The sequence below is a fragment of the Streptomyces sp. MMG1121 genome (assembly GCF_001280015.1).
Taxonomy (GTDB): Bacteria; Actinomycetota; Actinomycetes; order Streptomycetales; family Streptomycetaceae; genus Streptomyces.
In genome coordinates this window covers 33,870-54,695 of record NZ_LGDV01000085.1, presented here as the reverse complement: position 1 = coordinate 54,695, position 20,826 = coordinate 33,870, and the positions used below count along the sequence as shown (strand labels likewise).

Below are 20,826 nucleotides of genomic sequence, written 5' to 3'. Positions count from 1 at the left end.
GCCCCGGGCCACCCCGTCACCAGCGCCGCCGAGCCAGCAGGGAGCGACACCGACCGTGGACACATCCGTCGAGCAGATCGTCGAGGCGCTGCGCGAGTCATTGCTCGAGAACGAGCGGCTGCGCCAGCAGAACGCCCAGATCACCGAGGCGGCGCAGGAGCCCGTCGCGATCGTCGCCATGAGCTGCCGCTACCCCGGCGGCGTCAGCACGCCCGAACAGCTGTGGCACCTGGTCGACGCGGGCACCGACGCCGTGGGCGACTTCCCCGCGGACCGCGGCTGGGACGTCGAGGGCATCTACGACCCCGATCCGGACGCCCCCGGCAAGACCCATGTGCGCGAGGGCGGCTTCCTCTACGACGCGCCGCAGTTCGACCCCGGCTTCTTCGGCATCAGCCCGCGCGAGGCCATCGCCATGGACCCGCAGCAGCGACTGCTGCTGGAGACCGCCTGGGAGACGTTCGAACGCGCCGGCATCGACCCGCACACCCTGCGCGGCAGCCGTACCGGCATCTACGCGGGCGTCATGTACCACGACTACGGCAGCTGGCTCACCGACGTGCCGGAGGGCGTCGAAGGCTACCTCGGCAACGGCAACCTGGGCAGCGTCGCCTCCGGCCGCGTCTCCTACCTCCTCGGCCTGGAAGGGCCCGCCGTCACCGTCGACACCGCCTGCTCCTCCTCGCTCGTCGCCCTCCACCTCGCCGTGCAGGCGCTGCGCACCGGCGAGTGCGGCCTGGCCCTCGCGGGCGGTGTGACCGTGATGTCCACCCCCGACACCTTCATCGACTTCTCCCGCCAGCGGGGCCTCGCCGAGGACGGCCGCTGCAAGTCCTTCGCCGAGGGCGCGGACGGCACCGGCTGGGGCGAGGGCGCCGGCCTGATCCTGCTGGAACGGCTCTCCGACGCCCGGCGCAACGGACACCGCGTGCTGGCCGTGGTGCGCGGCACCGCCGTCAACCAGGACGGCGCCTCCAACGGCCTCACCGCCCCCAACGGCCCCTCCCAGCAGCGCGTCATCCGCGCCGCCCTCGCCAACGCCCGCCTGGAACCCCGCCAGGTGCACGCCGTCGAGGCGCACGGCACCGGCACCCCGCTCGGCGACCCGATCGAGGCACAGGCCCTGCTGGCCACCTACGGCCAGGACCGTGAGGTGCCCTTGTGGCTGGGGTCGGTCAAGTCCAACATCGGGCACACCCAGGCCGCCGCCGGTGTCGCCGGCGTCATCAAGATGGTGATGGCCATGCGGCACGGCCGACTGCCCAAGACCCTGTACGCCGAACGCCCCACCTCCCAGGTCGACTGGGAGGCCGGCGCCGTCGAACTGCTCAGCGAGGCCCGCGACTGGCCGACAGAGGCGGGCGAGCCCCGCCGCGCCGCCGTCTCGTCCTTCGGGATCAGCGGCACCAACGCCCACGTCATCGTCGAGGCCGCTCCCGAGGCAGAGGCCCGCGCGGAGGAGCCCTCCTGGACCGGCCCCCTCCCTCTGGTGCTGTCCGGCAAGGACGACCAGGGCCTCGCCGCCCAGGCCCGCCTCCTCCTCGACCACCTCACCACCGGCACCGACCCCGTCCCCGACATCGCCCACACGCTCGCCACCGGGCGCGCCGCGCTGGCCGAGCGGGCGGTCGTCACCGGCACCGACCTGCCCGCCCTCACCGCGGGCCTGACCGCACTCGCCGAGGGCGGCACCGCGCCGAACGCGGTGCGCGGCCGGCCGGCGGGGGAGTCCCGGATCGTCTTCGTCTTCCCCGGCCAGGGCTCGCAGTGGGCCGGCATGGCCGCCGATCTGCTCGACACCTCACCGGTGTTCGCCGCCACCATGGCCGACTGCGCCGCAGCCCTCGCGCCCGTCACCGACTGGGACCTCATCGAGACCGTACGGGCGCGACAGCCGCTGGAGCTGGTGGACGTCGTCCAGCCCGTGCTGTGGGCGATCATGGTGTCGCTCGCCGAGGTGTGGCGCGCCCACGGTGTCCGGCCCGCCGCGGTCGTCGGCCACTCCCAGGGCGAGATCGCCGCCGCCTGTGTGGCCGGCGCGCTCTCCCTCGTCGACGGCGCCCGCGTCGTGGCCCTGCGCAGCCAGGCGATCGCCCGTGAACTCTCCGGCCGCGGCGGCATGATGTCGGTGGCCCTGCCCGAGGCCCGGGTGCGCGAGCTCGTCGCCCGCTACGACGGCCGTATCGCGGTCGCCGCCGTCAACGGCGCCGCCTCCGTGGTGCTGTCCGGCGACGCCGACGCCCTCGACGAACTCCGCGAGACGATCGTGGCCGACGGCGACCGGGCCAAGCGGCTCCCGGTGGACTACGCCTCGCACTCCGCGCACGTCGAGTCGATCCGCGAGCAACTGCTCGCCGACCTTGCGGGCGTCAGGGCCCGGCCCGCCGAGGTGCCGTTCTACTCCACCGTCACCGGCGCCCGGATCGACACCACCGGCCTGGACGCCGGCTACTGGTACACCAACCTGCGGCAGAGCGTGCTGTTCGAGCCGACCACGCGCACCCTGCTCGACGCCGGGTACGGCGTGTTCGTCGAATGCAGCCCGCATCCCGTGCTGCTGCACAGCATCGAGGAGACCGCCGACGCCGCGGGCGCCGACATCACCGGCCTCGGCTCGCTGCAGCGCGACAACGGCGGCCCCGAGCGCGTCCTGGCCGCCCTGGGCGAGGCCTTCGTCGCCGGTGTGTCCGTCGCCTGGCCGGCCGTGTTCAGCGGCATGCCGGTACGCTCCGCCGACCTGCCCACCTACGCCTTCCAGCGCGAGCGCTACTGGCTCGGCCGCTCCACCGGCACCGGCGACGTCACCGCCGCCGGACTGCAGACCACCGGCCATCCGCTGCTGGGCGCCGCCGTCCCGCTCGCCGAGGGCGGCACCCTCTTCACCGGTCGCCTCTCCACCACGGCCGCACCCTGGCTGGCCGACCACGCCGTGTCCGGCACCACCCTGCTGCCCGGCACCGCCCTCGTCGAGCTGGCGCTCGGCGCCGGCCACGACCTCGGGTGCGGGCACCTCGCCGAACTCACCCTCCAGGCACCGCTGATCCTGCCCGACCGGGGCGCGCTCCAGCTGCAACTGCAGGTGGCCGCCGCCGACGACTCCGGGCACCGCGCGCTGACCGTCCGCTCCCGCCCCGAGGGCGCCGACGACACCGCCTGGACCCAGCACGCCGCCGGCCTGCTCGCCCCGCAGACCACCGCGCCCGCCTTCGACCTCACGGCCTGGCCGCCGCAGGGCGCCGAGCCCGTCCCCGTCGAGGACGCCTACGCCCACCTGGCCGGCCTCGGCTACGACTACGGGCCCGCCTTCCAGGGACTGCGCGCGGTGTGGCGGCGCGGCGACGAGACCTTCGCCGAGGTCGAACTGCCCGTCGACGCGGAGGGTTTCGCCCTGCACCCGGCCCTGTTCGACGCCGCCCTGCACGCCGACGGCCTCGGCAGCGACGGCACCGACGGCCAGGACAGCGCCCGGCTGCCCTTCGCCTGGACCGGGGTCTCGCTCCACGCGGCCGGAGCCACCGCCCTGCGGGTCCGGCTGCACGGCGGCGAGACGCTCTCCCTCCAGCTCGCCGATCCCACGGGCGACCCGGTCGCCGAGGTCGAGGCGCTGGTCTCCCGGCCCGTCGACCCGGCCGCGCTCGCGTTGACCACGCGCACGGACGACCTGTACCGCCTGGACTGGCCGGCGCTGCCCGTGCCCGACGCGCCCGCGCCCGAGTACGCCGTCCTCGACGAACGAGGCCTGGCCGCGCTGGACTCGGTGCCCGCGTGGGTGGTGCTGCCGGCCGGAGACGACGACCCGGTCACCGGCTCCCGCCGGGCGAGCGAGCGGGTCCTGGCCGCCGTACAGGACTGGCTGGCCGACGAACGCACCGCAGCGGCACGGCTGTTGGTGCTCACCGAGGGCGCTGTGGCGGTGGGCTCGCAGGACGTCACCGACCTGGCGGGCGCCGCCGTGTGGGGCCTGGTGCGGGCCGCGCAGGGCGAGCACCCCGGACGGTTCGTCCTCGTGGACCGCGCCGGCGACGACGTGGCCGCCGCGGTGGCCGCCGCCGAGGCGAGCGGTGAGCCCCAACTCGCGCTGCGCGACGGCGCGGTGCGTGTGCCCCGGCTCGGCCGCGCCACCCCGCGAGGGCAGGCGCCGGCCTTCGACCCGGACGGCACCGTGCTCATCACCGGCGGCACCGGCGTCCTCGGCGCCCTGGTCGCCCGGCACCTGGTCGCCGGGCACGGAGTGCGCCGCCTGGTGCTGGCCGGGCGCAGCGGCACCGCGGCCGAGGACTTCGCCGACCTGGACGCGGAGATCGTCGTGGCCCGCTGCGACGCCGCCGAGCGTGAGCAACTGGCCCGGCTCATCGCGGAGTTGCCGTCCGCCCACCCGCTGACTGCCGTGATCCACCTCGCCGGCGTCCTCGACGACGGACTCGTGACCGACCAGACGCCCGAGCGCCTGGACGCCGTACTGCGCCCCAAGGCCGACGCCGCCTGGCATCTGCACGAGCTGACCCGCGACCTCGACCTCGCCGCGTTCGTGCTGTTCTCCTCCGCCGCCGGCACGGTCGACGGCGCCGGGCAGTCCGGCTACGCCGCCGCCAACGCCTTCCTCGACGCGCTGGCCGCCCACCGCAGGCACCACGGCCTGCCCGCGCACTCGCTGGCCTGGGGCTTCTGGGAGCAGCGCACCGGACTGACCGCCCACCTCACCGACACCGACGTAGAACGCATGACGCGCGCCGGGGTCCGTCCCCTCCCCACCGAGGAGGGCCTGCGCCTGCTCGACGCCGCTCTGGCCGCCGAGGAGCCGCTGCTGCTCCCGGTCGGCCTGGACCTGGCCGTCCTGCGCCGCGCCACCGAGGTCCCGGCCGTGCTGCGCGCGCTGGTGCCCGCACGCACCCGCCGCACCGCGGCCTCCCGCAACGACGCCTCGTCCCTCGCCGACCGGCTGGCCGCCCTCGGCCCCGCCGAACGCGAGGCGGCGCTGCTGGAGTTGGTCCGCACCCACGTGGCCGCCGTACTCGGGCACGGCAGTGACATGACGCTCGATCCGCGCCGCTCGTTCCGCGAAGTGGGCTTCGACTCGCTGACCGCCGTGGAACTGCGCAACCGCCTCGGCAACGCGGTCGGCCTGCGCCTGCCCGCCACCCTCGTCTTCGACTACCCCGACACGGGGGCACTCGTGGGGTACCTGAGGACGGAACTCTTCGGCGCACAGGCCGAGACCGCCGCCGAGGTCGCGGTGCGGGAAGTCAGGGACGCGGACGAGCCGGTCGCCATCATCGCCATGGCCTGCCGCTACCCCGGCGACGTCAGCACGCCCGAGGAACTGTGGGGGCTGCTGGCCGACGGCGCGGACGGCATCGGCGCGTTCCCCGCCGACCGGGGCTGGGACCTGGCCGCCCTGTACGACCCGGAGCCGGGCAAGGCCGGACACTGCAGCACCCGGGCGGGCGGATTCCTGTACGACGCCGCCGACTTCGACCCCGACTTCTTCGGCATCGGCCCGCGCGAGGCCCTGGCCATGGACCCGCAGCAACGGCTGCTCCTGGAGACGTCCTGGGAGGCGCTGGAGCGGGCCGGTATCGACCCGCACTCCGTGCGCGGCAGCCGTACCGGCGTCTTCGCGGGCGTCATGTACCACGACTACGGCAGCCGGTTGCACCACGTCCCCGAGTCCGTGCGCGACTACCTCGGCAACGGCAGCCTCGGCAGCGTGGCCTCCGGCCGGGTCGCCTACGCCCTGGGCCTGGAGGGCCCGACCCTCACCGTCGACACGGCGTGCTCGTCGTCCCTGGTGGCGTTGCACCTGGCTACCCAGGCCCTGCGCCAGGGCGAGTGCGGCCTCGCGCTGGCCGGCGGTGTGTCCGTGATGTCGACCGTCGACACGTTCGTGGACTTCAGCAGGCAGCGCAACCTCGCCGACGACGGTCACGCCAAGTCCTTCGCCGACGGCGCGGACGGCACGGCCCTGTCCGAGGGCGCCGGCATGCTCGTCCTGGAGCGGTTGTCGGACGCGCGGGCCAACGGGCGGGGTTCCGCCGTCAACCAGGACGGTGCGTCCAACGGGCTGACGGCGCCGAACGGTCCCTCGCAGCAGCGGGTGATCCGGCAGGCACTCGCGGCGGCCGGTCTGTCCGCCGCGGACGTGGACGCGGTGGAGGCGCACGGTACGGGTACGACGCTGGGCGACCCGATCGAGGCGCAGGCGCTTCTCGCCACATACGGCCAAGAGCGTGCCGTGCCGCTGTGGCTGGGGTCGGTCAAGTCCAACATCGGGCACACCCAGGCCGCTGCCGGTGTCGCGGGCGTCATCAAGATGGTGATGGCGATGCGCGAGGGCGTGCTGCCGAGGACCCTGCACGTGGACGCGCCGTCCACGAAGGTCGACTGGGACGCCGGCAACGTGCGCCTGCTGACCGAGGAACAGGCCTGGCCGGCGACGGACCGCCCGCGCCGGGCCGGTGTGTCCTCCTTCGGCATCAGCGGTACCAACGTGCACACGATCATCGAGGAGGCACCGGCCGAAGAGCGCGTACCCGGGACGGAACCGGCACCGGCCCCGCTGCTGCCCCTCGTGCTCTCCGGCGCCACCCCCGAGGCACTGGCCGCCCAGGCCGCACGGCTGCGCGCGGTCGCCGACCGGTCCCTGCCCGACCTCGCCCGCTCCCTGGCCACCGGCCGCGCCGCGCTCACCCACCGGGGCGCGGTCGTCGCCCGTGACCGGGACGAACTCCTGGCCGGACTCACCGCGCTGGCCGACGGCACCGCCGCCGACACCGTGGTCCGGGGCCGGTCCGCGGGCGGCAAGGCCGCCTTCCTCTTCACCGGACAGGGCGCCCAGCGCGTGGGCATGGGTCGTGAGATGTACGCAGCCCACCCCGCCTTCCGGGAGGCCCTCGACGAGGTCTGCCAGGCGCTCGACGCCCACCTCGACCGCCCGCTGCGGGACGTGATGTGGGCCGAGCCGGGCACCGAGGAGGCCGGCCTGCTGGACCACACCCAGTACACGCAGAGCGCGCTGTTCGCCGTGGAAGTGGCCCTCAGCCGGCTGCTGGAGTCCCACGGCGTCCGCCCGGACTGGCTGGCCGGCCACTCCATCGGCGAACTCACGGCCGCGCACGTCGCCGGAGTCTGGGACCTGGCGGACGCCGCCCGGCTGGTCGCCGCGCGCGGCCGGCTGATGCAGGCGCTGCCCACCGGGGGCGCGATGCTCGCCGTCGACGCCACCGAGGCCGAGGTGCTGCCCCACCTCGGACCCGAGGTGTCCGTCGCCGCGGTCAACGGGCCCCGCGCCGTGGTCGTCTCCGGCACCGAGGCCGCGGTGGACGCCGTCGCCGAGGCCTTCTCCGACCGCCGCACCAAGCGGCTGCGGGTCAGCCACGCCTTCCACTCCCCGCTGATGGACCCGATGCTGGCGGAGTTCGAGAAGACCGCCCGAGAACTGCGGTACGCGCCGCCGAAGATTCCCGTCGTCTCCAACGTGACCGGAGCGCGCGCCGGCGAGGACGAGCTGTGCGACCCCGAGTACTGGGTCCGGCACGTCCGTGAGGCCGTCCGCTTCGGCGACGGCGTCCGCACGCTGGAGGCCGACGGAGTGCGGACCTTCCTCGAACTCGGCCCCGACGCCGTCCTGTCGGCCATGGGCGCGCACGCCGTCGCCGACGCCGAACGGTCGGCGTTCGTCCCGGCGCTGCGCCGCGACCGCGACGAGGAACAGACCTTCGCGGCCCTGCTCGGCACCGCCCACGTGCGCGGCCTGTCCGTCGACTGGCAGCGGGCGTTCGCCGGCACCGACGCCCGCCGCACCGACCTGCCGACCTACGCCTTCCAGCGCCGGCGGCTGTGGCTGGACGACGCGCCCGGCGCGGCCGGTGACGCGGGCGGTCTGGGCCAGGCACCGGCCGGGCACCCGATGCTCGGCGCCGCCCTGGAGCTGGCCGGTGACGACCGGGTGGCCCTGACCGGCCGGCTGTCGCTGGTCACCCACCCGTGGCTCGCCGACCACGCCGTGGCGGGCGTCGTCCTCGTCCCGGGCAGCGCCTTCGTCGAACTGGCCGTCCAGGCCGGCGACCGCACGCACTGCCCGCGGGTGGAGGAACTCACCCTGGAACGCCCCCTGGTCCTGCCCGAGCACGGCGCCGTTCACCTTCAGGTGGCCGCCGCGGCCCCCGACGGCGACGGCCGCCGCCAGCTCACCGTGCACGCCCGCCCGGAGGGCGCGGACGGCGAGTGGACCCGGCACGCCGCCGGCGTCCTCGCCCCGCGCACCGCACCCGAACCGGCCGCCGAGACCGCCTGGCCGCCCGCCGGCGCCGTACCCGTGGACGTCACCGGCACCTACGACCACCTCGCCGAACAGGGCTACCACTACGGGCCGTTGTTCCGCTGCCTGCGTGGTGCCTGGCGGCTCGGTGAGGAGGTCTGCGCCGAACTCGCCCTGCCCGACGCCGACGCGGCCGACGGCTTCGGACTGCACCCGGCGCTGCTCGACTCCACCCTGCACGCCATCGACCTGCTCGACGGCCAGGACCCGACCGTGATGACCCTGCCCTTCTCCTGGGAGGGCGTCACCCTGTTCGCCACCGGTGCCACCGCGGTGCGACTGCGCCTGACCCCGCACGGCACCGACCACATGACCCTGCGCCTGTACGACGGCGCGGGGGCACCCGTCGCCGAGGTGACCTCGCTGCGCGTCCGCCAGGTCACCGCCGAGCAGCTGAACGCGGCCACTCCCGCGCCCGGTGACCTGTTCCGGGTGGGCTGGACCGCGCTGCCGGTCACCGCCGACGGCTCCGCGCCCACGCCCCGCACCCTCACCGTGACCGCGGACAGCGACCCCGGCGCCGAGCTGCCGATCCTGGCCCGCCGGACCGCCGTAGCAGCCCTCACCGCACTGCGCCGGCACCTCGCCGACGCGCCGGACGGCGCGCCGCAGGTGGTGCTGACCAGGTCCGCCGCAGCCGTCGACGCCGACGGCGTGCCCGACCCGGTACAGGCCGTGATCTGGGGCATGGTGCGGGCGGCCGCCGTCGAGTACCCCAGCCGGTTCGTGCTCGTCGACACCGACGGCGACCCCGCCTCGGCCGCCGTCCTGCCGGCCGCCGTCGCCACCGGCGCACCCGAACTCGCCCTGCGGGCGGGCACGGTGTACGTACCGGAACTGGCCAGGATCGGCGAGGAGGAGACGGCCGGGGCGGGCGCTCTCGACCCGGACGGCACCGTCCTCGTCACCGGTGGCACCGGCAGCCTCGGCCGGCTGCTCGCCCGGCACCTGGTCACCCGGCACGGCGTACGCCATCTGCTGCTGGCCGGCCGCGCCGGGCGCCTGCCCGAGCCCGGCGCCCTGGACGACCTGGCCGCCCTGGGCGCGACGGTGACCGTGGCCGCCTGCGACGTCACCGACCGGGCCGCGCTCGGCGCACTGCTGGCATCCGTGCCGGCCGAGCACCCGCTGACCGCCGTGGTGCACGCCGCGGGCGTCCTGGACGACGGGCTGCTCACCGACCTCAGCCCCGAGCGGCTCGAGGCGGTGATGCGGCCCAAGACCGACGCCGCCTGGCACCTGCACGAGCTGACCCGTGGCCTCGGCCTCACCGCGTTCGTCCTGTTCTCCTCCGCCGCCGGCACCCTGGGCGCGGCGGGCCAGGCCAACTACGCCGCGGGGAACGCCTTCCTGGACGCCCTGGCCGCGCGGCGCCGAACCGAGGGGCTGCCGGCTCTCTCGCTCGGCTGGGGGCTGTGGGACACGGGGGAGGGCATGGCGTCCGGGCTCGGCGAGACCGAGCTGCGCCGGCTGGCCCGCGACGGCATCCTGCCGCTGCCCGCCGACCGCGCACTGGCCCTCTTCGACCGTGCGCTGACCGCCGCCGACTCCCCGGCCGCCGACCGGGCCCTGCTGCTCCCGGTCCGTGTCCAGGTCACGGACGACGCCCCGGCCCTGGTACGGGGCCTCGCCCCGACGGCCGTACGACGCACCGCGCGCGCGGTCACCGAGGCGCCGGCGTCCGTCGAGGCGCTGCCGCAGCGGCTGGCCCGGCTGAGTGGTGCCGACGCCCTGCAACTGCTGGTGGACACGGTGTGCGGGCATGTCGCCGACGTCCTCGGACACGGCTCCGGCAGCGCCGTCGACCCCGAGCGCTCCCTGGGCGATCTCGGCGTGGACTCGCTGGCGGCGCTGGAACTGCGCAACCGGCTCAGCGCCGACACCGGCCTCAGGTTGTCGACCACCCTCACCTTCGACTACCCGACCTCCGACGCCCTCGCCCGGCACCTCGTCGAGGAACTGGGCGTGGACACCTCCGGGGACCTCGTGGACATCGAGGCCGAAGTGGTGCGCCTGGAGGCGGTGTTGGGCGCCGCGCTGGACTCGGCCGCGTACGACGAGGAGCAGCGTGCCCGGGTGGCCGCCCGGCTGCGCACGCTGAGCGCGCGGTGGGACGGCACCGGGCAGTGGAGGGAGAACGGGAACGGGCAGCCCGGCGGCGACCAGGGGCTGGAGAGGGCCACGGCGGACGAGCTCTTCGGCATCCTGGACGACGAACTCGGCAGCTTCAGCTAGTCAGGTCCGTGTGGCCGGCGCAGGGCCCGGGCGACCGGGCCCTCCCAGGTCCGAGGACCGAGGAACACCGGACGGGTGGCTCATCGGGTCTGTTCGTGCCCGGTGAGCATGCCGAGCAGTCCGTGGGGTGTGCCGTCACCGAACATGAGCGTGCGGAGGCGGTCGGCTTCGACGGCCTCCGCGGCGCTGCGGGGGAACATGGCTTCCTCGTGTGCGGTGAGTGCGGCCGCGGCGTCACCGCGGTGCGCGGCGATGGCCCTGCCGAGTTCGGCGCCGTCGTACATGGCCAGGTTGGCGCCCTTGCCGGACGGGACCATCAGATGCGCGGCGTCGCCGAGCAGGTCACCCCCGGCACCCGATCCCACCGGTGCTCCGTGGGAAGGGTGCGGCGGTGGGCCTGTATCCCCTTCCCCGGGGCGAGCGCCATCAGCGCCCCGTCGCCGACCGCTTTCGCCGCGGCGGGGTGGCGGGTGTCGCCGTCGAACAAGCAGGTCTCGACGAACGACAGGCCGGCGTACTCGGGTGTGGCGTCGCAGAGCAGCGGCCTCACCCGTGACCACGCGCCGTCGCGCGGCCCCCACGGTGACACCACCGGTGGGGCCGCGCTCAAGTTCCCCGGAGGCCGGGGCGCCCGGTCCGCTCAGCCCGCGGACGAATGCGTGCTGGCCCAGCGGTCCGACAGCTTCGGGATGCGGTGCTCCAGCATCTTCGACGGCAGCTCCGAACGGCTGGCCACCTGGAGCTTGCGGTAGACCCGGGTGAGGTGCTGCTCCACCGTGCTGATGGTGACGTGGAGACGGCCGCTGATCTCGCGGTTGGTGTACCCGAGCGCGGCCAGCCCGGCGACCCGGCACTCCGCGTCGCTCAGGATGGCGGGGCCGTCCTCGGGCTCGGAGCTCTCGGGACGCACCGGGTCCTCCAGCAGGTGCGCGTCGACCGGCGACTCGATGTGGCAGGCTTCGGCCTCCGCCGCCGCCCGCCGCGCCACCAGCCGGGCCCGGGCGTACTCGCCCAGTTCGTAGTGCGCCGCGGACAGGTCGGCGTATGCCTGGGCCAGCGCGTACCGGTCACCGCAGGTCTTGAGCAGGTCGATCGACTCGCGAAGCAGCGAGGCCCGGCGGTGCGGTTTGCAGGTGGCGGCCAGCAGGCGCAGCGCCATGGCCCGGGCCCGGGAACTGTGGCCTCCGGGCAGCCGCAGCTGCTCCTCGGCCCATTCCCGGGCCGTGCGGGCCTTGCCGATCCGCAGATTGGCCAGGGCCAGGTCGGACCGCCAGGGGATGCCCTTCTGCAGACTGGGGTTGCCTTCCCGCAGCAGCCGCCCGCAGGTCTCGAAGTCGTTGAGTGCCGCGAACGGCCGGTCGGTGGCGAGGTAGTGGTGGCCGCGGGCCCGCAGGTACTGGATGCCGAACACGGTGCGGAACATCGGCTCGGGCACATCGTGACCGAGCAGTTCCTCGGCCTCGGCGTAGGAGCCCATGGCGGTGTGTGCGGCGATCGCCGTCGACAGCGGGAGCCCGATGAGCACCCCCCAGCTCTGGGCGCGCAGGGTGCCGAGAGCGGCCAGCGCGCCCTGCGAGGCGGCGGTCACGTCCCCCTGGAGCAGGGCGATTTCCGCCCGGATGCTGCCGAGCAGGGCCTGCCAGGTCGTCGCGCGGCGCTCCACCGCGCACCCCAGCAGCGCGTCGCAGGCCTCGGCGGCGATGGCGGGCCGGTCCGAGTGGGCGACGGCCAGGAGCGACATCGCCACCAACTCGAGGTTGAGATGGTCCAGTTGGTGTCCCTGGAGGGCCTGGGCGACGGCCGCCGCCGACTCGTCGGTGGCCTCGCCGCCGATGAGCGCCGCCACCCGGGCGGCCAGTCCGCCGGTGTCGGTGTGCACGGGGCGACGGCGCGGGGCCGGGCCGGCGACCGGGGCGCCCTTGCCCGGCAGCGCCACGCCGTAGAACCACTGCCGGACGAATTCCACCTCGGCGACGATCTGGGCGTCGGTGGCGGACTGCGGGTGGACGATGCTGGCCACGGCCTGGGCGGCCAGTTCGGTGTCGCCCTGCCACAGCATGTGGCGCAGGACGGTGGCGGTGTCCCGCATGTTCAGGTCGCCGTCGAGCGCGGCCTCGCGCAGCGGTTCCAGGTGGGGTCCGGCGGCCGCCGGGTTGGTCCGCCACTCCGCGCGCGCGAGGGCCACCGACAGGGCGTGGCGTTCCGCGTCGTCGGTGCAGTCGCGCAGGACCAGGCCGAGGTAGTCGGTGCACCGCTCGACATCGTCCGCGGACAGCGCCTGTTCCGCGGCGGCCCGCAGGATTCCCGCACCCCAGCCCGCCGGGACGAGGTCCGCCAGGTAGAGGTGACGGGCCACCTCGACGGCGGGCGCGCCGGAACGATACAGCAGGTGGGCGATCCGGTTGTGCAGCCCGATGCGTTCGGCGGCGTCCATGTCCTCCAGGACCGTCGCGGCCGCGGTCGGATGCCGGAAGGCGTAACCGTCCAGCAGACCGGAGGAGTTGAGGGCGTCGACGGCTGCCTGCGTGCCGTCCGGGGTGGTCCCGGTCAGCTCTCCGACGGGTACGGTCCCGGCCAGGGCGCCGAGCGCGGCCAGTGCCCGGGCCACAGCGACATGACCCGTTTCGCCGCGGTGCAGCAGCGACAGCACGGCCTGGCGGTAGGCGGCGCCGGCGACGGGCCGGCCGATCTCGGGGCCGAGGCGGGTGCTGTCGTCCAGCAGGGCGTGCAGCAGAAGCGGGCTGCCCGCGGTGGCCCGGTGGTAGGCGTCGTGGAGGTTCCCCGGCAGGGTCCGTCCGGCGTGGGCGGCGAGCAGGTCGCCGACGCTCGCCTCCGACAGCGGGGCCAGGCGGACCCGCCGGTGCGGCTGGCGCAGGAGTTCCGTGTGCGCGGGCGAGCGTATCTCGCCGAAGTGTCCTGAAGTGGCACACACCACGAGCACCCGCCGGGAGCGGCTGCGGCGCAGCAGGCGGACGATCGTATGCAACGAGGCCTGGTCCATGGCATGGGCGTCGTCCACGGCGACGACCAGAGGGCGCTGATCGTCGGTGAGGCGCAGCAGTTTCTCGGCCGTCGCGTCTCCCGGGGACGCGTGGCAGGCATGGTGCCCGTGACCCCCGGGGCGGCGGCCGTCCGCCGCGGAGTTCAGCACGGGCGGGGCGTCGTGTGATGTCGCGCACTCCGCCTCGGCGTTGCGCAGTAATTGCCTTACGAGACTCATCGGCTGTTCCTGCTCGGACGACCAAGTCGTACCGGTCAGTACGCGGGCGTCGGTGCTGTTCAACGTGGTGAGGAATTCGTGCATCAGCTGGGTCTTGCCGGATCCGGGGCCGCCCGTGACGATCACGAGCCGGCCATGTCCCCGTGCGCTGTCGGTGAACGCCTCGCTCAGAACCTGTAGTTCTCGCGAACGACCGAAAAGCTGCATCGTGGGTCCCCCCTGGATTCATTTGTGGAATGACCTCGCGCCCCGTTTTCCATGTGACGAGGTGGCGGTGTGCGCGAGTCTGTGGGTGCGACGGCCCCCCTGCAAAGACGGCGCGCCGCACCGTTCCGATCCTTTGGCGAGCGATTCTTTACGGGATCGAAACGGTACAGACCGGCCGGGGTGCGCCTCGGAAAAGGGTGCCCGGCCATGCCGCCGTAGCGGGGGCGGACTTCCGTGCGGCGTCGCCTTGGTGTGCTGCCGTCTTACCGCCGGTACGGCCGCGAGGCGGCCCGACATTCATGCAGTGAATGCGTTCGGTCAATTGCCAAATATAAATTACATTCCCCTAGCACATAGAAAGGCTATCTGTCTAGGCCAACGTTGTCAACTGTCATCTTGTGATACCCCTTGCCTACTCTCCGGATGGTCCACCTGGACGTCCTTTTACCGTCCTGTCATTTACCGGACGGTTAAGGAAAGGAACCGGGCGCGGTCAATCGTGACATCGGTCACGGGAAAGCGCTTCCGTTGCCCGTTCGGGCAACGCCCATTGTCCTGTGGCCCTCCGGGCCCGCGTCGCTCGTGCGACAGCGCGCGGCCACTGCCCCTCAGGCCTGACGGGCTGAGGGGCAGTCATGCACACCCAGTGGGCTGAAGGGCGGTCATGCGGCGTGTGCGGCGCACGGGCCCCACGCCCCGCTCGATCCACTCCTGGCCGGCCCGCTCCGGATGCCGGCCGAGCCGCGCCGTGGTGGCGACGAAGGCGGCCGACACGAACCCGCCGACCGGCTCGTTCGTCCGGCTCGCGAACGCCGCCTGCCGCGAAGGAAGGTCGGGCCGAGGCACGTTCAGTCGCGGGGCCCGATCTCCTTTCCGTCCGCGTCCCGGACGGTGATGGCCAGCATCGGGCAGATGTCGGAGGCTTCCAGTGCCCGGTCGTCGTTCTCGATGTGCTCGTTCACGGGGCGCGCGTGGTCGTCGTCCAGTGCGAACAGGTCCGGTGCGGCTCCGGCGCACATACCGGAGCCGATACAGCGGTCGGAGTCGACGTGCAGGTGCCAGCTCATGGAGTTCACCAGCTCACGGGCATGACGCGGGGGCCGCGGACCAGCATCTCGGTCTTCCAGGTGATGTCACCGGCGACGTGCAGCCGGGGGAACCTGGCCACCAACGCGCCGATGGCCTCCTGGAGTTCGAGACGGGCCAGGGGAGCCCCCAGACAGTGATGCACGCCGTGGCCGAAGCCAAGATGGGCGTTGCCGCTCCGGGAGATGTCGAGCGTGCCGGCCGCGTCGAAGCGCAGCGCGTCACGGTTGGCCGCGCCGACGGCGACCAGCACCGGCTCCCCGGCGCGCACCAGGGTGCCGCCGACCTCGATGTCCTCCTTGGCGTACCGAGGCTGACCGGCCCCGCTGCCCAGGGGCACGAAGCGCAGCAGCTCCTCGACCGCGCCGGTGATGAGGGGGGGCTCGGAGCGCAGGCGGGCCAGTGCCTGCGGATGGTCGAGGAGGGTGAGCACGAAGTTGGGGATCTGGGTGGCGGTCGTCTCGTGGCCGGCGACGAGGATGCCGACGCACAGGTCGACGAGCTCCAGCTCGGACAGCCGGTCGTCGTGATCGCGTGCCTCGATCAGCGCCGTCATCAGGTCGTCCCGGGGCCGCTCACGGTGGGCGGTGATCAGCTGGGCCATGTACGCGCGCAGCTCTTCGCGGTTGCGGTCGAACTCCGCCGCCGTCAGCGAGCTGGTGGACAGCGCCGCGTCGCTCCATGCGCGAAACCGCGGGCGGTCCTCCTCCGGTACCCCGAGCAGCCGGCAGATCACCGCGACCGGGATGGGCAGGGCATAGCGGTCGACCAGGTCGACCGGCGGCCCCGCCGCTTCCATGGCGCCCAGCAGGGTGGACGTCAACTCCCTGATCTGCGGGCGGAGTTTCTCGACCTGACGGACGGTGAAGGCCTTGGCGACCAGGGACCGCAGCCGGGTGTGGTCGGGCGGATCCATGCTGAGGATCCCGCTGTCCCGCCTGCCCTCGGAGGAGCGCGGCTCGTCGTGTTCGAGACCCAGGGCCCGACTGAAGCGCTGGTCGCCGAGGACCAGCCGGGCGTCCGCGTAGCGGGTGGCGAGCCAGGCGGGCTCCCCGTACGGCAGCTGGACGCGCAACAGGCCCGGGGTGTCACGGGCTCGTTCGTACGCGTCGGACAGGTCCAGGTTCCGGCTGGCGTTGAAGGGATAGGCGAGGGGTGTGTGATCCGTTGCCGTCACTGCTGCCTCCCTTGTGTAAGCACTCGCTTACAACGCTAGGAGCGGCCCGCTCGGCGGTCAACCGTGCTAATCGGCCGTTACTCTGGCGGCTCCTCGGCAGGTGCGAGCGGGCTCACGGCGGCAAAAGGAGCAGAGGGTGGACACCAGCGAGCACACGCGACATCAGGACCGTCCCGGCGGCGACCCTGCCCGCGAGGACACCGAGGACACCGAGGACACCGAGGACACCGAGCGCATTGAGGACACCCCGCACCGCCCGCGTGACGCCCGGGGAACCCGGGCCCGCATCCTCCACGCGGCCGGGGCGGTCTTCGCCGAGCGCGGATACGAGGCGGCCACCGTCCGTGACATCGCCGGCCGCGCCGGGGTGAACCAGGCGCTCATATTCCGCTACTTCGGCTCCAAGAAGGCCCTGCTCACCGAGGTCATGGCGCAGGGAGGCAAGGAACAGCTGAGCAACACGCCCCCGGATCGGCTGTTCGAGACCGCGCTGCGCGGTGTCCTCGCGAAGGGCGCCACACCTGAGTCGGACCGGCTGCTGGCCGTCTACCTGCGCTCCATCGGCAGTGCCGACGCCGCCCCGGACACCGTTCACGCGCTGGGGGAGGAGTACGCCGCCGCGCTCGCCGCCCTCGTCCCGGCCGACGACGGCAAGCTGCGTGCCCAACTCGCCATGGCCTGGTTGCTCGGCATCGGCCTGATGCGGGTCGTGGTCGGGCAGGAACCGCTGGCGAGCGCGGAACCGGACGAGATCTGCGGGCACGTCCTCACGGCACTCGAAGGCCTCCTGCACGACGGGAACGTGCCCGGGGACCGAGGAGCGGACCAAGGTCCCGACGAGCGGCCGTAGGCCCCGCGGCACACGGACGACGGGGACTCTCGTACGCCGCCGAGAACTTCACCGTCGTCGGGTGCGCACGCACATCGCGGAACGCCCGACGGTCCTCGGCTCCTCCTGCCGCCGGCGCCACCGGTCACGAGGTCGTGGCGGAATGCGCGCCGAGTCCGGTGAGGAGGGCGGTGAGGACGCGGGTCAGCCGGGGTTCCACCTCGACGACGGCATGGCCGAGCCGGGGGTCGCTCGTGTAGAGCTCCCGCAGGCGCGGGCCGGGCGTGGCCATCTGCCACAGCGCTCCGGCCATGCCGGTCGCCGTGGCGATCGTGTCGACGGCCTGTGACTCGGTCAGCCCGAGCAGCCGGCGCAGTTCTGCACCGATCAGCCCGACCTCGTGGAGGGTGGCGAGCTTGAACGAGCGCACCGACTCGATCGACACGTTCCGCTCGAGGTTCAAGGGTGCCTGGGCGAGCAGATCGCAGAACATGGGGCGCGCCGCGAGTGTGCCGGCGATGACGGCGGCGACCCCGGCGGGTGTGGCCCGCGCCGTGTGCTCCAGGTCGCCGCGCAGGTCGGCGGACCACTGGCGCCAGCCCTCCGCGGTCAGTTCGAGGAAGATCTGCTCCCTCGTCTCGAAGTAACGCAGCAGCGCCGACTTGTGCATGCCCACCTCGGCGGCGATGTCGGTGAGGGTGACGTCCCGGACGCCGCGCCGCCGGCCGAGCGTGCGGGCCGCGTCCAGGATCGCCCGTTCCCGCGCCTGTTTGGCCTCGGCACTGCGCGCACGCTGAAAGGCAGGCTCATTCATGCAGGACATCATAGAAACGCTTAAGACAACGGCGTTGCATTATTAGGAGAACGGTGTTGTACTAACGGTATGAGTCAACAGGATCCCCAGGTCTGGTTCATCACCGGTTCGTCGCGCGGTTTCGGCCGCGCCCTGGTCGCCGCCGCTCTGGAGGCCGGAGACCGCGTCGTGGCCACCGCCCGCCGACCCGAGGTGCTCGCGGATGCGTTCGGCGAGCACGGTGACCGCGTCCTCCCGCTCGCCCTGGACGTCACCAGCCCCGACGCGGCCCGGTCGGCCGTCGAGGAAGCGGTCGCGCGCTTCGGACGCATCGACGTGCTCGTGAACAACGCGGGGTACGCGAGTGTGTCCCCCGTAGAGACGGCGGAAGACGACGACTTCCGCGCCCAGTTCGAGACGAACTTCTGGGGCGTCTACAACGTCACGAAGGCCGCGCTCCCCGTCCTGCGCCGGCAGGGCGCGGGCACCGTCGTGCAGTTCTCCTCGGTCGGGGGCCGGGTCGGCGGATCGCCGGGCATCGCCTCGTACCAGGCGGCCAAGTTCGCGGTCGACGGCTTCAGTCGCGTCCTGGCGGCGGAGACCGCACCGTTCGGTGTGCGGGTCATGGTCGTGGAGCCGAGCGGCTTCGCCACGGACTGGGCCGGCTCTTCCATGACGGTCCACGAGATCCCGCACGCCTACGACGAGACCGTGGGCGCCATGAACCGGCGCGTGCGACAGAGCACGGCCGGTGCGGCCGGGGACCCGCGCCGCGCGGCCGAGATCATCGTACGGACCGTACGGCGGGACCAGCTCCCGAGCCATCTCCTGCTCGGCGTGAACGCGGTGACCATGGCGCTGGACTACTCCAGTCGTCAGCTCTCGGAGGCGACCGCGTGGGAGAAGGTGAGCCGTTCGGCCGACTTCGACGAGCCCTACCCCGTGCAGCTCCCGCCCGAAGAGCGACCGTGACCTGAGAGCGGCCGTGCCCGCTGCCCGGCCCGGCGTGCCCGTACGCCATTCGGCGTCGTTGCCGAGGAGTACGCCCGTGCCGCTCCGCACGCGCGGTCTGGTCTGGGGGAGGCGGTCTCCCCGACGTCGCAGTCGGCGTGCCGCTCCGCGCTCCGGGACATCGCCTGCGGGTGCATGATCGTGGAAGGGACCATACCGTCGGACTCACGGACCAGCAGGCCCCAAAGGCCGCCGTGCGGTCGAGGGAGGCCCGGTCGATGGGAGAGGGCACCGCGGGGCTGCCAGGCCAGTCAGGGAGACAGGCATGAGTCGAGCCAAGCGCAGGCCCCGCACCACCGTCCGCAGACCGGCCACGCCGGAACAGGGCGGCGGATCCCCCGGCCCTCGGAACAGCGGGTCCGCCGCCGAACTCCCGCGCACAGCGCGCCCGGACGGAGCCGAGGAGCAGGCGGTGCCCGACGCCCGCCCCGAGGCACGGACGGCGCCACCTGAACAGGCCGACGCCCCAGCAAGCACCGGATCCGCACCGGCCGGACCGGCAACGGCGTCGCCCCTTGGCCCGGTCGAACCGTCACCAGAACAGCAGCCTCCTGTGCCGCTTGGATCCGCACCGGCACTGCCCCGTACCCCGGTCGAGCCCGCACCGGAGCACCAGCCCCCTGTCCCAGTGGGACCCGCACCGGCTCCGCCCCCCGCCCCGTCCGGCCCCGCCGCCCCGAGGCCCGCTCACCGGTCCCGGCCCGCGGTGGGCCGGCCCGATCCGGTACCCGGTGCCAAGAGTCGTCAGGTACCGCTCGACGAGCCTGCCCCGCCCGGTTCGTGGACGATGCGGATGCGGATATCGGAGGGGGACCCCTGGTCGGTGATGGTGACGAGCTTTCTGCTCCTGACCGGGCTGGGTGTGATCGCGATCGTCACCGCGGTCGTCGTCTGGATCATGGTGCAGACCATGGCCCCGGACGTCCTGCCGGAACTGACCACCGTCCTGGCCATCTCGATCGGCGTCATCACCCTGGAAGTCTTCATGGGGACCTGCCTGGCGACGCTGGCCACCTTCATCTACAACCTCTCGGCGCAGTACAACGGCGGAGTCGAAGTGGCCTTGACCAACGACCTGAGGCCGACCCCGGCCGCCACCCACGCCTTGCTGGTCATGGGCCGTGCCCGCGTCCGCGCCCGCCGCTACCTGCGCACGCACACCCCGTCCTGGGCCTCCCGCGCCGTACGACGCCTGCCGGAGGTGCTCGGCCCCTGGAGCGGCGGCACGCGGCCCACGCAGGCCGAGGAAGCAGCCGGAGCCGGACCCATGGCGAGCCACGGACCGGACCCGCACGGGAAGGCGGACGGCGGCACCTATCTGAAGTAGCCCGCCGTCAATTGCCGCAAGAGTCTTCCCTGGAGAGCCAGCTATTGTCATGATCCAGCCATGGCTGAATCCATCCCGCCCAGCTACCAGGCGCGCTACGGCTGGGACCGCAGGACCGTCCGAGTCGTGGCGCTCAGCGCCGTCTTCACCGCGGTTCTGCTGCTCCCCGGCATACCGCTGTACGCACGGATTCTGGGTCTGCCGTTGTTCGGCGGGGGAGGGCTGTTCATGGTGTACGTGGCGATGAGCCGCAAGGTCGCGTTCCGGGTGGACGAGACGGGCGTGCTGCTCGGCGGAAGCCCGGCGCGGTACGAGGCCACCACCGTCCACGTGCCCTGGGGTGACATCACAGGTTTCGTCCTCTGGTACCAGGCCGCGGGCAAGGCCACCGTGCCCTACGTCGGTGTCACGCGGCGAGAGGGTGCCCCGGCGCTGCCCGGGGGCGGTCCCAAAGCGCGCGCCGCCCTGGAATTCCTCGTGCCGGTGTCCGCCGACGTAGCGATCGCCTCCCGGGCGGTGACGGGGTGGCGTCTGGACAAGGAGTCGTTGTTCACCGCTGCCGCCCACTTCGCGCCGGACGTCCCCGTGCGCGAGTATCCGCGCGCATAGAGTCCGCGGAGCGGC

At 73.5% G+C, this 20,826-nt stretch carries 9 protein-coding genes and 1 pseudogene; 5 read left to right on the top strand and 5 right to left on the bottom strand.

The genetic code is table 11. From position 1 onward, the window contains the following. Window positions 1-55 precede the first annotated feature (55 nt). Window positions 56-10,552, top strand: coding sequence for a type I polyketide synthase (locus tag ADK64_RS08925; protein ID WP_053656828.1), 10,497 nt, complete (start codon window positions 56-58; stop codon window positions 10,550-10,552). 80 nt (window positions 10,553-10,632) lie between these two features. On the opposite strand, the pseudogene ADK64_RS42640 reads toward ADK64_RS08925, so the two are convergent. The 4 genes and pseudogenes from ADK64_RS42640 to ADK64_RS08895 form a co-directional block, all read right to left on the bottom strand. After that, window positions 10,633-11,120 (bottom strand): annotated as a pseudogene (locus ADK64_RS42640) (FAD-dependent oxidoreductase); the annotation flags it as partial. A gap of 72 nt (window positions 11,121-11,192) precedes the next feature. Then, window positions 11,193-13,979 carry an AAA family ATPase gene (locus ADK64_RS08910; protein ID WP_078992562.1) on the bottom strand — a complete coding sequence of 929 codons (2,787 nt, stop codon included), beginning with the start codon at window positions 13,977-13,979 and terminating at the stop codon, window positions 11,193-11,195. An 848-nt stretch (window positions 13,980-14,827) separates the two neighbouring features. Continuing rightward, on the bottom strand, window positions 14,828-15,046 hold the full coding sequence (locus ADK64_RS08900) for a ferredoxin (protein ID WP_199829540.1): 219 nt from the start codon (window positions 15,044-15,046) through the stop codon (window positions 14,828-14,830). 5 nt (window positions 15,047-15,051) lie between these two features. Next, complete coding sequence (locus ADK64_RS08895) at window positions 15,052-16,242, bottom strand: cytochrome P450 (RefSeq protein ID WP_053656817.1); 1,191 nt, start codon at window positions 16,240-16,242, stop codon at window positions 15,052-15,054. 136 nt (window positions 16,243-16,378) lie between these two features. Here ADK64_RS08895 and ADK64_RS08890 point away from each other — a divergent pair, with 136 nt between their 5' ends. Then, complete coding sequence (locus ADK64_RS08890) at window positions 16,379-17,092, top strand: TetR/AcrR family transcriptional regulator (protein WP_324614384.1); 714 nt, start codon at window positions 16,379-16,381, stop codon at window positions 17,090-17,092. A 124-nt stretch (window positions 17,093-17,216) separates the two neighbouring features. Here the strand turns inward: ADK64_RS08890 and ADK64_RS08885 are convergent, their stop codons facing one another. Further along, window positions 17,217-17,885, bottom strand: a complete 669-nt coding sequence (locus ADK64_RS08885) for a TetR/AcrR family transcriptional regulator (RefSeq protein WP_053656815.1) — start codon at window positions 17,883-17,885, stop codon at window positions 17,217-17,219. A 69-nt stretch (window positions 17,886-17,954) separates the two neighbouring features. Here ADK64_RS08885 and ADK64_RS08880 point away from each other — a divergent pair, with 69 nt between their 5' ends. The 3 genes from ADK64_RS08880 to ADK64_RS08870 all read left to right on the top strand — a co-directional run bounded on the left by ADK64_RS08880 (window position 17,955) and on the right by ADK64_RS08870 (window position 20,811). Then, window positions 17,955-18,836: an SDR family NAD(P)-dependent oxidoreductase gene (locus ADK64_RS08880; protein WP_053656813.1), complete on the top strand. Its 882-nt coding sequence runs from the start codon at window positions 17,955-17,957 to the stop codon at window positions 18,834-18,836. Window positions 18,837-19,668: 832 nt separating this feature from the next. Beyond that, window positions 19,669-20,202: a DUF3566 domain-containing protein gene (locus ADK64_RS08875; RefSeq protein ID WP_234384505.1), complete on the top strand. Its 534-nt coding sequence runs from the start codon at window positions 19,669-19,671 to the stop codon at window positions 20,200-20,202. Window positions 20,203-20,262: 60 nt separating this feature from the next. After that, on the top strand, window positions 20,263-20,811 hold the full coding sequence (locus tag ADK64_RS08870; protein WP_053656809.1) for a hypothetical protein: 549 nt from the start codon (window positions 20,263-20,265) through the stop codon (window positions 20,809-20,811). Window positions 20,812-20,826 lie beyond the last annotated feature (15 nt).

Excerpts from the sequence above, each read along its gene's own strand:
- ADK64_RS08875 (WP_234384505.1), top strand. The coding sequence starts at position 19,669 with ATGCGGATATCGGAGGGGGACCCCTGGTCGGTGATGGTGACGAGCTTT.
- ADK64_RS08900 (WP_199829540.1), bottom strand. The coding sequence starts at position 15,046 with ATGAGCTGGCACCTGCACGTCGACTCCGACCGCTGTATCGGCTCCGGT.
- ADK64_RS08870 (WP_053656809.1), top strand. The coding sequence starts at position 20,263 with ATGGCTGAATCCATCCCGCCCAGCTACCAGGCGCGCTACGGCTGGGAC.
- ADK64_RS08910 (WP_078992562.1), bottom strand. The coding sequence starts at position 13,979 with ATGCAGCTTTTCGGTCGTTCGCGAGAACTACAGGTTCTGAGCGAGGCG.
- ADK64_RS08885 (WP_053656815.1), bottom strand. The coding sequence starts at position 17,885 with ATGAATGAGCCTGCCTTTCAGCGTGCGCGCAGTGCCGAGGCCAAACAG.
- ADK64_RS08880 (WP_053656813.1), top strand. The coding sequence starts at position 17,955 with ATGAGTCAACAGGATCCCCAGGTCTGGTTCATCACCGGTTCGTCGCGC.